At 74.5% G+C, this 14,121-nt stretch carries 11 protein-coding genes; 5 read left to right on the top strand and 6 right to left on the bottom strand.

Annotation, left to right across the window (positions count from 1 at the left end; genetic code table 11):
* The first annotated feature begins 48 nt into the window (after positions 1–48).
* Positions 49–3,252: a non-ribosomal peptide synthetase gene (locus tag GA0070616_RS24870; RefSeq protein ID WP_217628235.1), complete on the top strand. Its 3,204-nt coding sequence runs from the start codon at positions 49–51 to the stop codon at positions 3,250–3,252.
* Position 3,253: 1 nt separating this feature from the next.
* Complete coding sequence (locus GA0070616_RS24865; protein WP_091088161.1) at positions 3,254–3,511, top strand: acyl carrier protein; 258 nt, start codon at positions 3,254–3,256, stop codon at positions 3,509–3,511.
* A gap of 6 nt (positions 3,512–3,517) precedes the next feature.
* Here GA0070616_RS24865 and GA0070616_RS24860 read toward each other — a convergent pair whose 3' ends face one another.
* From GA0070616_RS24860 to GA0070616_RS24835, 6 genes are all read right to left on the bottom strand, one after another.
* A complete protein-coding gene (locus tag GA0070616_RS24860; RefSeq protein WP_091088158.1) occupies positions 3,518–4,654 on the bottom strand; it encodes a carboxylate-amine ligase in 1,137 nt (378 codons plus the stop codon).
* A 241-nt stretch (positions 4,655–4,895) separates the two neighbouring features.
* A complete protein-coding gene (locus tag GA0070616_RS24855; protein WP_091088155.1) occupies positions 4,896–7,799 on the bottom strand; it encodes a DUF5682 family protein in 2,904 nt (967 codons plus the stop codon).
* Positions 7,796–8,908 (bottom strand): ATP-binding protein, encoded by a 1,113-nt coding sequence (locus GA0070616_RS24850; RefSeq protein ID WP_091088151.1) that lies wholly within the window; start codon positions 8,906–8,908, stop codon positions 7,796–7,798. The genes GA0070616_RS24855 and GA0070616_RS24850 overlap by 4 nt, the downstream gene beginning before the upstream one ends.
* Positions 8,909–8,924: 16 nt before the next feature.
* Entirely contained in the window at positions 8,925–10,286 is a 1,362-nt protein-coding gene (locus GA0070616_RS24845; RefSeq protein WP_091088148.1) for a vWA domain-containing protein, read from the bottom strand.
* Complete coding sequence (locus GA0070616_RS24840) at positions 10,283–11,674, bottom strand: hypothetical protein (RefSeq protein ID WP_091088145.1); 1,392 nt, start codon at positions 11,672–11,674, stop codon at positions 10,283–10,285. Before GA0070616_RS24840 ends, GA0070616_RS24845 begins: the two co-directional genes overlap by 4 nt.
* Positions 11,674–12,138 (bottom strand): hypothetical protein, encoded by a 465-nt coding sequence (locus tag GA0070616_RS24835; protein ID WP_091091564.1) that lies wholly within the window; start codon positions 12,136–12,138, stop codon positions 11,674–11,676. Before GA0070616_RS24835 ends, GA0070616_RS24840 begins: the two co-directional genes overlap by 1 nt.
* A gap of 217 nt (positions 12,139–12,355) precedes the next feature.
* Here GA0070616_RS24835 and GA0070616_RS24830 point away from each other — a divergent pair, with 217 nt between their 5' ends.
* The 3 genes from GA0070616_RS24830 to GA0070616_RS24820 all read left to right on the top strand — a co-directional run bounded on the left by GA0070616_RS24830 (position 12,356) and on the right by GA0070616_RS24820 (position 13,975).
* Entirely contained in the window at positions 12,356–12,718 is a 363-nt protein-coding gene (locus tag GA0070616_RS24830) for an ArsR/SmtB family transcription factor (protein WP_091088141.1), read from the top strand.
* Positions 12,715–13,356, top strand: a complete 642-nt coding sequence (locus GA0070616_RS24825) for an SRPBCC family protein (RefSeq protein WP_091088138.1) — start codon at positions 12,715–12,717, stop codon at positions 13,354–13,356. The genes GA0070616_RS24830 and GA0070616_RS24825 overlap by 4 nt, the downstream gene beginning before the upstream one ends.
* A gap of 106 nt (positions 13,357–13,462) precedes the next feature.
* Positions 13,463–13,975: an NUDIX domain-containing protein gene (locus GA0070616_RS24820; protein ID WP_091088135.1), complete on the top strand. Its 513-nt coding sequence runs from the start codon at positions 13,463–13,465 to the stop codon at positions 13,973–13,975.
* Positions 13,976–14,121 lie beyond the last annotated feature (146 nt).

Below are 14,121 nucleotides of genomic sequence, written 5' to 3'. Positions count from 1 at the left end.
CACCGCACACCACCAGCCCCCACCGCCACACACCACCAGGGAGACCATGTGGGCACCGCCGAGGCCACCTACGCGCAGCACGCCGTCTGGTTCACCGAGCAGGCCGGGGCCGCCGGCACCGCGTACCACATGGCGGTCGGCATCCGGTTCGGCGCCGGACTGGACCGGCGCGCCCTGGCCGCGGCCTGCACGGCGGTGGTCGCCCGGCACCGCCTCCTCGGTGCCCGGGTGGTCACCGACGACGACGGCACGCCCCGGCTGGCCCCGGCGGCGCAACGGCCGGCCCTGACCTCCGGCGCGCTGACCGACGAGCGGGTCGCCGCCGAGATGGCCCGCCCCCACGACCTGCACGACGGCCCGCTGGCACGGTTCGTCCTGCTCAGCGCCGCCGACGACCGGCACCTGCTGCTGGCCACCGCCCACCACCTCGTCTTCGACGGCATGTCCAAGGACGTGCTCGTGCGCGACCTCGCCGCGGCCTACGGGCAGGCGGTCGCCGGGCTGCCGGCGGACCTGCCACCGCTGCCCGAACCGGGGCACGCCGCCGCCGAACGGGACCGGGTCGCCGGGGAACTGCCGGCCGCCCGGGCCCACTGGCGGGCCCGGCCACCGGCCCCCGCCGACGTGGTGCTGCCGGGGCTGCACGAGACGCCCACGCGGGCCGAGCCGGGGCTGAGCGTCGACCTGGACCTGCCCGCCGACCTCGTGGCCGGCGTCGACCGGGCGGCACGGGAGCTCGGGGTGACCCGGTTCGAACTGCTGCTGTGCGCGGTGCACGCGCTGCTGCACCGGTACGGCAACCGGGACGCGGCGGTGGGGGTGACGCTGTCCACCCGCACCCCCGACCAGGGCGACCTCGTCGGGCTGTTCGTCAACGAACTGCCCGTCCGGGTCGCGCCGCCCACCGGCACGCTCCGCGAGTACGCCCACGCGGCCCGGCGGGAACTGCGGGCGCTCAACCGGTTCCGGTCGGTGCCGCTGAGCCACGCCGTGTCGGGGCTGCGCCCGGCACCCGCGATCGCCCCCGTCTCCGTCGGCTACCGCCGGCGCGGCGCGGAACCCACCTTCGCCGGAGTGTCCAGCGAGGTCGACTGGACGGTGTTCTGCGGCGCGGCCCGCAACGCGCTGCACGTCCAGGTGGTCGATGCCCCCACCGGGCTCACCGTGAGCCTCCAGCACAGCCCCCGTGCCCTCGACGCCGACTCGGTGGCCCGGATCGGCAGCCACCTGTGCACCCTGCTGGCCGCCGCGGTCGCCGACCCGGACGCGGACGTGGTGGATCTGCCGGTGCTGCCGGCCGACGAGCAGGACCGGGTGCGGCGGGCGGGGCACGGTCCCGAGCGGACGTACCCGTTCGACGGCGGCGTGCCGGGGCTGATCACCGCCCGCGTGCGCGCCGATCCGGCGGCCGTGGCCGTGGTCGACGGCGACCGGACGCTGACCTACGCCGACCTCGACGCGGCCGGGGCGCGGCTGGCCGACCTGCTGCGTGAGCGCGGTGTCGCCCCGGGCGCCCGGGTCGCGGTCGCCCTCGACCGGTCCTGGCAGGCGGTGGTGACGCTGCTGGCGGTGCTGCGGTGCCGGGCCGCTTACGTGCCGGTCGACCCGCAGCACCCGGCGGCCCGGCAGGATCTGGTGCTGGCCGACGCCGATCCGGCGCTGGTCGTGGCCACCCCGGCCGTCGCCGCCCGGCTCGGCGGGACCTGGCCCGTGCTCGACCCGACCGATCTGGCCGACCGCACCGACGTGCCCGGCCGCACGGACGTACCCGGCCCCACCGACCTGTCCGACCGCACCGGTCCGGGGTCGCCCGTCGACGCGGCCGGCTCGTCCGCCGACACACCGCCCGCCGCGCCGGGCGACGTCGCCTACGTGCTCTACACCTCCGGGTCGACCGGGCGACCCAAGGGCGTCGCGGTACGCCACGACTCGCTGGTGAACCTGCTGTGCGCGCTGCGCGACCTGCTGGACTCCCACCCCGGGCACCGGTGGCTGCACCTGACCTCCCTGGCGTTCGACATCTCCGGCGTGGAGCTGTGGCTGCCGCTGGTCACCGGTGGCCGGGTGGTCGTCGCCTCGGGGGTGAGCGCGCTGGACGGCGCCGGGATCCTGCGGCTGGTCCGCGACACCGGCGTGACCCACGCGCAGGCCACCCCGTCGGGGTGGCGGGTGCTGCTGGAGGCCGGGCTCGGCGCCGGGCCGTCGGGCCCCGCGCCGCTGGTCGCGGTGACCGGCGGAGAGGCGCTGCCCGTCGCCCTGGCCCGCGAGCTGCGGGCCCGCGTCGGCCGGCTGCTCAACGGGTACGGCCCGACCGAGGCGACGATCTACGCCACCATGGCGGAGATCCCGCCCGATCCGGACGAGGTGAGCATCGGACGGCCACTGGCCAACGTGCGGGCCAACGTGCTCGACAACCGGCTGCGGCCGGTGCCGGTGGGCGTACCCGGGGAGCTGTGCCTGGCCGGGGCCGGTCTGGCGACCGGATACCTGAACACGCCCGAGCTGACCGACGAGCGGTTCCTGCCCGACCCGTCCGGCCGGGCGGCCGGACGGATCTACCGCACCGGCGACCGGGCCCGGTGGCTGCCGGACGGCCGGATCGAGTTCCTCGGCCGCAGCGACGACCAGGTCAAGATCCGCGGTCACCGCATCGAGCCGGGAGAGGTGGCCGCGCGGCTGCTGGAACACCCGGCGGTCGCGGACGCCCTCGTCGCGGGCGTCGACGACGGCGACGCCGACGGGACGCGCCTGGTGGCCTGGGTGGCCGCCCGGGCGGCCGCCACGCCGGCGGAGCTGCGCCAGCACCTGTCGCTGACCCTGCCACCGGTCATGGTCCCAGCCGACTGGGTGTTCCTCGACCGGCTGCCGATCGGCCCGAACGGCAAGGTGGACCGGTCGGCGCTGCCACCGCCCGCACCCCGCGCCGACCAGCCGCCGCCCCGCGCGGACCAGCCGCCGCTCCACGCGGACCAGCCGCCGCCCCACGCGGACCAGCCGCTGGAGCCCGCCGCCACCGAGCCCGATCCCCTCGTCGAACAGTTGCGCCTCATCTGGCAGGAGGTGCTGAAGGTTCCCGACATCGGCGTGCACGAGGACCTGTTCGACCTCGGCGGCCACTCCCTGACCGTCACCCGGATCAGCGGCCGGATCCAGCAGCGGCTCGGCGTCGAGGTGCCGCTGGACGCGTTCTTCGACACCCCCACCATCGCCGAGATCGCCGAGCTCGTCCGCCGGGCCGGGAAGGAGTCCTGACATGCCGACGCACCGGCGGCACATCGCCGAACTGGTCAGCCAGGCGACCGAGGGCGTCGTCGGGGTCGAGGACGCCCTCGCCGGGGAGTCCCTCGTGGTGCTCGGCGTCGACTCGCTGGGCCTGCTGCGCCTGGTCGACGCGATCGAGCAGACGTACGGCGTCGAGATCGACCTGTACGGCGCGGTCGGGTTGGACACGGTGGACGACATCGCCGCCGCCGTGGCCCGCGCGGCCGAGGTGGACCCGGCCGACGCGTGAAGAGGGTCAGGTCGCGACGGTCTGCGCGGCCAGGTGGTCCAGGACCGCCCGGACGTCGCCGTCGGTGCGGGCCATCACCCGGCGCTGCCGGGCCGCCCCGTTGCCTTCGTGGCGCAGCCGGGTCAGCTGGCCCAGCACGTAGTCCAGGTCGCCGTGGCGGACCAGGGCGGGAGCCACCGTGGCGAACAGCTCGTCGACCACGTCCCACGCCGGGCGCGCCCTGCCGGACCGCAGATCGATCAGAGTGCCGTCCAGGCCGTCGTGGGCGGCCCGCCAGTGCGCGGCGGAGAGCAGGCAGTCCCGGAACCGGGGAGCCAGCACCCCGGCGCGCACGTCGTCGACCATGGTGGCGACCAACGCCCGCACCAGCCCCGCGACCGCCACCGCGTCGTCCACGGTGGGGCAGACGTCACCGACGCGGATCTCCACCGTCGGGTACGCCGCCGACGGGCGGGCGTACCAGTAGACCATCGCCGCGTCGAGCATGACGCCGGCGGTGATCAGCTCCTCCACGGTGCGGTCGTAGTCGGCGACGGACTCGAAGTACGGCGTCGGCCCGATGCTGGGCCAACGCTCCAGCTGCATCGACCGCCAGCTGGCGTGCCCGGTGTCGCGACCGTCGTACAGTGGCGAGTTCGCGGTGACGGCCTGCACCACCGGCAGCCACGGCCGCAGGTGGTTGCAGACCTGCACGGCCAGTTCGCGGTCCGGAATCCCGATGTGCACGTGGCAGCCGCACACGGCGGGGTCGTGTGCGACCGGGCCGAACCGGCGCGACATCGCCTGGTAGCGAGGCTCGTCCGGCACCGTCCGGTGCGGCTCGACAACGGGGGTGGCACCCACCGCCACCAGCCGCGCGCCGGCCGCCTCGGCCGCCCCGGCGGCGGCGCGACGCAGCGCCACCAACTGCTCGCGCACCTCGGCCAGGTCGGCGCAGACCGGGGTGACCATTTCCACCATGCTGTGCCGGAACTCCTGCCGACTCTGGTTCCGGGCGGTTCCGGACAGCCCGCCCAGCACCCGGTCGGCGACGGGCAGGCTCTCCCCCGTGGTGGCGTCCAGCAGCAGGTACTCCTCCTCGACGCCGAGGGTGAGGGTCGTCAGGTCGGGCACGGTGGTGGCGACTGCCGGTCGGTCCGTCATACGCGGTCGGCGTCCGTTCCTCGGGCGACGCCCCCGGGCGCCGCACTGGCCGTCGCGCTCCGGGTTCCCGGCAAGTGGACCGGGCAAACCGTGCCGCCCGCCCGACGGGGGTCAGCAGCCGCGACCGGTTAGGCGTGCGGTGGCCGCCGTCATCGCCGCCCGGCGGGGACACCGCCGTCCCGCACCGGTCCTGGCACGTACTCACCGGTCATGGCGCGGTGTCCCCGGTCCTGGCGCGTCCTCACCGGCCGGGACGCGGTGCGGGGGCCGGCGCACCCTCCAGCAGCGCGGCGGTCGCGACCGCCGGTTCGGGGTACGCCGCGAGCAGCGCGACGAGGGCGGCGGACGCCTCGCCGCCCCGGCCCGCTTCGCCCTGGCCGGGTGCCGCCCAGGCGTCCGCGCAGCCGAGCAGGGTCGCCACCGCGTCGACCGGGTCCGGGTGGGCGGCGAGCAACGCGACGAGCGGGCCGGCGGCGGGGGCGGCACCACCGGGCGTGGCACCGGGTGCGGGCGTACCGGGCCGGGCGGGGCTCTGCCAGGGCGGCACGAAACGGTCCAGCGCCGGCAGACTGCCGGGGAAGGTGCGCCCCGCCTCGCGCACCAGCAGCGGCACCAGCTCCGACCCGTGCTCCCGCAGGGCCGTGATCAGCGTGGGCAGCCACGGCAGCAGGAGCGGATCGGGCAGCCGGGCGAAGGCGGTGGACATCAACTCGACCACGAACGGCGCGAGCCCCGGCACCGGCTCCAGCGCCTGCACGAACCCCGACAGGTACTGCGGGAAGGCGGGCACCACCAGCGGGTTGGCCAGCAGTTCGACGCAGTGTTCCCGCAGCCGGGCCAACGGCAGCAGGCCCAGCTGGTGGCGGGCCGCCCAGAGCAGCGCCACCTTGGCCGGCGCCTCCGGATGGGCCTGTGCCACCGCGAGTTCGAGCTGGGAGCGATCGCAGCCCAGGGACAGGGCCAGACCCTCCATGCCGAACAGGAATCCCAGCATGGCGCCCACCTGACGCACCCCCGTCTGCTCGTCGGCGACGGCCGTCGGCAGCAGCGTGCAGTAGTGGGCGTACCCGGCCCGTACGAAGGCGGCGCACCAGTGCGGCAGCGGGCCGGTCGTGCGGTGGTGGGCCAGCAGGCGGCGGATGCGGCGCAGCACCTCGGGGGCGTCGTCGGCGGTGCGTTCGGCGGTGAGCAGCTCCACCGCCCGCGCCCCCAACTCGTCGACCAGCCGGGGACTGCCCAGCAGGCGCAGCGCGTCCTCCACGGCCGCCAGCGCCACCGAGGCCGTGGCGTCGGGCGCGCGGACGGCCCGACGCAGCCGCTGTTCGAGCACCTGCTCGACGGTGACGCCCTCGTAGCCCAGCTCGATCAGGGCGCGCTGGTGGCGACCGAGGGCCAGGTCCCAGCTCTCCTGCACCGACCGGTGACCCAGCCCCCGCTCCCCCATGATCGGTCGGGCCGCGTCGCCGGGCAGCAGGTGCCGCAGCATCCACAGCAGGTCGGAGCAGGGCGCGAGGTGGGGTTGGGCGTGCAGATCCAGCAGGGCCCGCTGCACCGTGCGCTTCTCCAGGTCCAGACCCAGCGGGGCGAGCCGGTCCAGCACGTCGCGGGCCAGCGGCGGCAGCGCGTCGTAGCCGACCTGGCCGACCCGGTCCCCGCCGAGCAGGATCTCGCACAGCCGGCGAACGTCGCGGCGGCCCGGCACGACGTCCTTCTCGATGCAGGTGACGGCGGCGTCGGCGAAGTCGTACGGGGTGGGGCGGGCCCGCCCCCGCAGCCCGGCCAGCAGGACGGACGTCTCGAACACGGCGATCGCGTCGGCGGTGCTGGCGAGGTAGCCGTTGCGCCGGGCGAGCCGGACGATGTCGACGCACCAGCCGCGCAGTTCCGCCTCGTCGAGGGCACCCGGTGCCGGCGGCGCGGCGAGGAACCCGCTGAGCCGGTCGGTGACCACCTCGCCCGGGGCCGGACCGGCGGTGGCTCCCCGACGACCCGCACCACGCCCCGACGCCTTACCGGCCCGGCCGTCGAGCCGGTACGGGGTGACCCGGCGGCCGGCCACCGCCTTCGTCCAGGTGGCCGCGGCCACGGACACCGAGCCGGGGGCCAGCCCGAACTGCGCCTCGATGGCCGAGTGGCTGGACGGGATCAGCCCGTACCGCCACCGGGTGGCCGTCCGCGCGGTGATCTCGAAGTCGGGGGCGTCGGCGGCCAGGCCGAACTGTTCGACCCGGCTGGCGGCGTGGAAGGCACCGCAGACGTACAGGCAGTCCGCCGGATCGGCGCCGGACGTGGCGAGGTGCTGCCGGATCCTGGTCCACATGTACCGTTCCCGGTCCTCGTCGCGGTCGAGCCGGTTGGCGTCGGCCGGGCGCAGCCGCCGGAACAGGCTGCCGATGAGGACCATCACCTGCCGGTACGTGTCGTGGTCGGCGTCGACGAGCGGCTGCTCGACGTACTGGTCCCACCACTCCGACCAGTGTCGCACCTTCCCGTGGTGCAGCAGGTACGCCTCCAGTTCGGCGAACCGGGGCCGCAGGTCGCCGATCTCGACGCCGACGGCGTCGCCGTGCAGCGCGTCGTCGGTGGCCCCGTCGGGGGTCCCGTCGGGAGCGGCGTCCCCGTCGTCGCGCGGCTGCCACTGGAAGACGTGGTCGGTCGAGCGGTCCACCAGCACCAGTTCCACGCCCAGCGTGCCCAGCGCGTACGCGATGGCCTGGTATTCCGCCGACGCTTCGGTGATGGGCGCGACGACGCTCAGCGGTGCCCACTGCGCGGGGAAGCCGTCCAGTTCGGACGCGAACGCCTGCACCGCCACGGGCAGCCGACAGTTGCGCAGCTCCGTCAGCAGGGGTTGCAGATCCTCACACAGCTCCAGGTAGATGACCCTGGGTTGCTTGACGCGCAGCCGCCGGACCATGGCCAGCGCGGACGCCGGTGAGTGGTGGCAAACGGGGAAGATCTCCAACGGCTCGCCGAGCGCCCGGTCGACGTCGTCGACGATGCCGGCGAGGATGCCGCCGAGCGCGTCGGCGGAGCCGGCGAAGGTGGCGGCGGCGTCGGTGAGCTGCTGACGCAGCGCCGCGAACGGGCCACTGGAGGTGCCGGGGTCAGCCGGGGCGGTGGAGGTGACGGGGGTCGCGGTCACGACAGGGACGCGATCGCCTGGCGGCCACCGTCGAGGAAGGCCTCCCACCCGCCGCCGTCGGCCTTGGCGCGGGGCTCCACCACCCCGTGCAGGTACTTGTTGAGGATCGCCAGGTCCTCCGGGCTGCGCCGGGCCAGCGATCCCATCAGTGACCCGGCCAGGGTCTCGACGCGCAGGGTCCGGTCGCCGAAGAACTGGCTGTGCAGGATGGCGTCCTCCAGCACCCCGATCTGCTCGGCGGTGGACAGCGCGGACTCCAGCTTCTCGTCGTCGCTGGTGGCCGACGAGGCGGCGGCCCGCAGGTCGGCGAAGCTCTGCAGGAGGATGTCCAGCAGGGTCGGTGGCACGTCCAGCTCGATGCGGTGGCGGCGCAGCAGCTCCTCCGTACGGAACCGGACGATCTCCGCCTCGCTGCGCTTGTTCGTCACCACGGGGATCCGGACGAAGTTGAACCGGCGCTTGAGAGCTGAGGACAGGTCGTTGACGCCACGGTCGCGGCTGTTCGCCGTGGCGATGATGGAGAAGCCGGGTCGGGCGAAGACGATGTTGTCGTCGTTGAGTTCGGGGATGGAGACGTACTTCTCCGACAGGATGGAGATCAGGGCGTCCTGCACGTCGCTGGTGGAGCGGGTCAGCTCCTCGAACCGGCCGATCACCCCCTGTTCCATCGCGGTCATGATCGGCGAGGGGATCATGGACTCGCGGGACTGCCCCTTGGCGATGACCATGGAGACGTTCCACGAGTACTTGATGTGGTCCTCCGTGGTGCCGGCGGTGCCCTGCACGACCAGGGTGGAGTTGCGGCAGATGGCGGCCGAGAGCAGCTCGGCCAGCCAGCTCTTGCCGGTGCCGGGGTCACCGATGAGCAGCAGTCCCCGGTCGGAGGCGAGGGTGACGATGCTCCGCTCGACGAAGCTGCGGTCGCCGAACCACTTCTGCGGGATGTCCCGGTCGAGGCCGTCGGCACGCTCGGAGCCGAGCACGAACAGCCGGATCATGCGAGGGCTCAGCCGCCAGGTGAACGGCTTCGGATCGGTGTCGACCGACTCCAGGTAGTCGAGTTCGTCGGCGTACTTGACCTCGGCGGGGGCACGCAGCATGTCGGACATGAGGGGTTTCCGTCTCCTAGGTGAGAAAGTTCTTGAGTTCGACGACGAGCTTGCGGATGTGGCCGGAGATGACGGGGGCGCCCAGATCCTTCAGGCGCTGCCGGAACCAGGGGTTGACGCTCTGCCCACCGGAACTGGTGACCGAGCCGACGGGAATCAGCCGCACACCCGACCGGTGCACCGCCTCCAGGCCCTGGAACACGGCCGGCGAGTTCCACTCGTAGAAGTCGGAGATCCAGACGAGCACCGTGTTGCGCGGCTCGGCGATCTTCGGCCGGGCCAGGGCGAGCGCGGCCGTGCCGTCGGTGCCGCCACCGAGCTGGGTGCGCAGCAGCACCTCGAACGGGTCGTGCACCCACGGGGTCAGGTCCAGCGCCCGGGTGTCGTACGCGACCAGATGCACGTCCACCTTGGGCAGCCCGGCGAAGATCGACGCCAGGATGGTGCAGTTGACCATCGAGTCGACCATCGATCCGGACTGGTCGACCACCACGATCAGCCGGGCCGGCGTGGTGCGTCGCGCGGTCTGCCGGTAGTAGAGCCGGTCGACGTAGAGGCGTTCGTCGTCGGGGCTCCAGTTGGTCAGGTTCTGCCAGATGGTGCGGTCGAGGTCGAGGTTGCGGTAGACGCGCTTCGGCGGCACGGACCGGTCGACCGCACCGACGCTGGCCTTCTCCACCTGCGTGCGCAACACCTCGGCGACCTCGTCGACGAAGCGGCGGATCAACGCCTTGGCGTTGGCCAGCGCCAACCCGGACAGGTTGTGCTTGTCGCGCAGCAGTTGCTCGACCAGCGACATGCTCGGGGTGAGTTGCCGGGCCAGGGCCGGGTCGGCCAGCACCTCGCGCAGGCGCATCCGGCGCACCAGGTCGCCCTCGAGGCCGGCGAGGGTGGCCCCCAGCCCGGTCCCCTGGCGGCGCAGTTCGCCCGGCTGCGCACCGAGCGCCTGCTCGAACCAGCCGGCGTCGGCCTGCCAGGAGGCGAGCTGGGTGGCGGTGACCGAGCCGCTGCCGGTGCCGAACACGTTGAGCAGCAGCTTCGACACCAGGGCCGCGCGGCGCACCTCGTCGGCACCGGCCGCAGCGGGCGGTCGCGCGTCGTCGGCGGACGGGGCCGCCTCGCCGGTCGACGGGGTGGTCGTCGGAGGCGCGAGCAGGCCGCGCAGTTCGTCGGCCAGCTCGGGGAACCGCTGCACGACGGTGTCCACCGACACCGACGGGTCCAGCAGGGCGGCGGGCAGGTCGAGGTCGCCGACGACGGCCATGCTCGCCGACTCCAGGGCGGGCTGCTCCTCGGGGTCGAACAGCCGGGCCAGCAGTCGCCAGTAGAGCACCTGGCGGCGGTTGGCGTGGACGAGGTCAGGAGTCTGCTCGGTCATGAGCGCAGCAACCGTCCCGCCCGCTCGCGCAGCACCGCGACCGCGTCACCGGCACGGGCCTCGGCCTTCGCCACCTTGGGGTCGGTCACCCCGCCCGCCCAGTCCCCCGTGTGGACGGTCACCGGCTTCCGCTTCACCGTCGCCTGCACGGCAAGGGGTTGCACCGACCACCTGCCGGCATCCCAGCGCATCAGCCCGAGGCACGCCGACGAGGCCGCCACCAGGTCACGGGTCAGCGGCCCGCAGGACGGCAGCCGCTCAGCGTCCACCACCAGCGGCGCGCCGTCCACCTCCAGCGTCAGCGTGCCGTCGTCGTCGCGCACCGCGTAGCCCTCGACGAGCACCGGCTCGGCGATGCCGACCGGGTGCCGGTCCAGCGGTGCGGCGGCCGTCGCCACCGCCGAGGGCAGCAGCACCCGCGCGGTGGCGAACGGGTCGGCCGGCCCACCGAGCTGCGCCCGGTCGTCGTGCCAGGTCAGGTCGCCGCCGCGCAACGGCACGTCGGTCACCTCCAGGGTGCGCCGCTGGGCGAGGGCGGCCAGCAGCACCGGGTACGCGTCCAGCAGCCGCCACAGCGCCGGCCCGCCGATGGTGTCGACCTTCGCCGCGCCCACCGCCGTGCGGACCAGCCTCGGCGGGCCGCCGTCGGCGGGCTCCAGCACCGCGTGGGCCTGCACCTGCACCGCCGTGTCGTGTTCGTGCACGTCGACGCCGAGCAGCAGCAGCCGCCCGGTGACCGGAGCGGCGTCGGCGTCGGCGACGCCGTGGGTCAGCAGCATCCCCCGCGCCCACAGGTCGGCCCAGCGCCGCACCGGCGCCTGCGGCATGGTGGCGACCGGCACCGCGGCACGCAGTTCGGCGGCGAACCCGTCGAGCAGCACCGCCAGCCGCCGCAGCCCGGGCGTCGCCCAGGCAGCCTCGACGGGCGCACCGGCGGCGGCGACCAGTTCGTGGTCGACGCCCCGCCAGCCGGTGACGGCCACCTCGTGCAACCAGGCCCGCGCCGCCGTCACCGGCTGCGCCCCGGACTCCGCCGCCCGTTGCCCGCCGGGCGACGCGGGCCGGTTCCGGTTGAGGGCGGCGTCGAGCTGCCCGAGCAGGGCGTCGTGCACCGCTCCGAGCAGCGCCGACCGGGCCCCGGCCAGGACCGCCACGTGTTCCTCGGAGACCGCCCCGGCGACCACATTCGCCACCGCCTCCGCCGTCGGCCCGCCCAGCGGGGTGCCCGCCAGGGCGCTGGCGAGCGCGCCCAGGGCGGCGGCGTCGGCCTCCCCCGGACGGGCCAGGCCGCCGGTCAACACCTCGTCGACGCCGGTCACCACCCGCAGCGCGTCGGGAATCCCCGTCGGGGGCTCGCCGCCCAGGGTGGTCAGGTGTGCGCCCCGCATCAGTGCCCCGCCCCCGTGGCCGGGAACCAGTGCAGCTCGGGCAGGGCCGTCGCGCTGCCGGGCAGTTCCAGGTAGGCCAGGTGGCGCAGGAAGCGACTGAACACCACGGCGGCCGGCGTCGGTTCAGGCCGACCGTTCAGCCGCCAGATCAGCTCCACGCCGATCTGCACGTCGTCGGCGTCCACCCGCAGGTAGCGGGCCACCCGGGGCACGCCGTACTGGAGCACCGCCTCGTCGACCAGGGCGTGCAGGTGTTTGCACGGGGCGCCGCGCAGGCCGCCGCAGGGACGGTTGTTGTTGGTGCTGCAGTGGTAGGCGTGGCTCCCGGAGGTGATCGAGGAGACGTAGACCCGCTCGATGTCGGACCCGCTGGACACCACCCCCTGCAACCGCCCGTCGGCCAGCTCCACGAAGGGCACCTTGGCCAGCTTGCGCGGCCGGGCGGGCGGCACCACCCGCACCACGCTGCGCCGCTGCCCCGCGGTCAGGTCCACGTCCACCACTCGTTCCTCCCCGGAAAGGGCGTAGAAGCATGACGAATCAACCGCATCCGTACGGTCCGGCGTCGCGGTGACGACAAGGATCATGAACCACGGGTACGACAACGGTCGCACCGCACACCGAACTCACGCCCGAATGCCGCCCGTTGCTTATATAAGTGGGACCTGATATAAAGGCGCCGTGCACGCCTTCGATGTGCTCGGTGACCCGGTGCGACGCCGGATCCTCGAACTGCTCGCGACAGGTGAGATGACCGCCGGCGCACTGAGCGACGCGATCCGCGACGAGTTCGGCATCTCCCAACCGGCCGTCTCCCAACACCTCAGGGTGCTGCGGGACAGCGGCTTCGCGACCGTGCGCCCGCAGGGCACCAGGCGGCTCTACGCCGTGGATCCCGGGCCGCTGCGGGAGGTGGACCGGTGGCTCGACACGTTCCGCCGGTTCTGGACCCCGCCGCTGCACGCCCTGGCCACCGAACTGGCCCGGGGCCGCCGCGAACGACGTACCCGGGGCGACGACCCCGACGACAGGAGGAAACCATGATCGACGCCACCGCCCAGATCAGCGCCGTGCGGCGTCAGCTCGGCCGGCGCACCCTGGCCGCCGGCGAGGCCCGGGTGATGACGATCAGCCAGACGTACGACGCGTCCCTGGAGGACGTGTGGGACGCCTGCACCAACGCCGACCGCATCGCCCGCTGGTTCCTGCCCGTCTCGGGTGACCTGCGGCTGCACGGTCGCTACCAGCTCGAGGGCAACGCCGGCGGGGTGGTCGAGCGCTGCGCCCCGCCCAGGAGCTTCGCCGCGACCTGGGAGTACGGCGACGAGGTGAGCTGGATCGAGGTCACCCTCGACCCCACCGACGACGGCCACACCCGGTTCCAGCTGGAGCACGTGGCACACGTCGGCGACGAGCTCTGGGCGCAGTTCGGCCCGGGCGCGGCGGGTGTCGGCTGGGACTCGGCACTGCTCGGCCTGTCGTCGCACCTCGCCGCCGACGGCAGCGGGATCACCGCCGAGGAGGGCGCCGCGTGGGCCGCCTCCGCGCCGGGCCGGCAGTTCATGGCAGACAGCAGCGAACGGTGGTACGAGGTGGCCGTCGCCGCCGGCGAGGATCCCGCCCGGGCACGGGCCGCCGCCGACCGCACCACGGCCGCGTACACCGGCGCTCCGGGGCAGTGATCGTCACCGTCCGCCGGGTCGTGGCGATCCGCTCGGCCCGGCGGACGCGGCGCGGGCCCTGGCGGCGCGCCGCACGCTGCGCACGGCGCGGGTAACGTGCTGCGGCATGACCGGCGTCGCGTACTCGCACTGCTCGTTCTGCGGCGTGGCCTACCCGGCGGACGCCGGCTGGCCGCGCGACTGCGCCGCCTGCGGTCGGCTGGTCTGGCGCAATCCGCTGCCCGTGGCCGTGGCCGTGCTGCCGGTCCGCACGGCCACGGGGGTGGGGGTGGTCGCGGTGCGGCGGGACATCGAGCCGGCGCGCGGCCAGCTCGCGTTGCCCGGCGGCTTCATCGAGCACGGTGAGGACTGGCGTGACGCGCTGGTGCGGGAGCTTCGCGAAGAGACCACCCTGGCGGCCGACGCGGCCGACGCGGACCTGTTCGCGGTGCACAGCGCGCCCGCCGGCGGGACGCTCATGATCTTCGGCGTACTGCCCGTCCGGCGGGCGGACGAGCTGCCGCCGTCGGTCGCCACCGAGGAGGCGACGGAGTGGCTCGTGCTCACCGAGCCGGTCGAGCTGGCCTTCTCCACGCACACGCAGGTGCTGGCGGACTTTCTCGCGCGCCGGCGGCCCTGAGCAGCCCGCCCGACCAGCCGGGAGCAGGACAGGCCGTCCCGACAGCCGGGGCGGGCCGCCGGTCAAGATTCCTGACGATCCGTCTTCCCAGCGCGGCCGGCGTCCGGCAAGCTGAGAGAGCGCTCTCACAGCCACCACCACCGGGT

The sequence above is a fragment of the Micromonospora nigra genome, from assembly GCF_900091585.1.
Classification (GTDB): Bacteria; Actinomycetota; Actinomycetes; order Mycobacteriales; family Micromonosporaceae; genus Micromonospora; species Micromonospora nigra.
The sequence above is the reverse complement of the archived record's forward strand: the minus strand, read 5'-3'. Positions and strand labels throughout refer to the sequence as shown.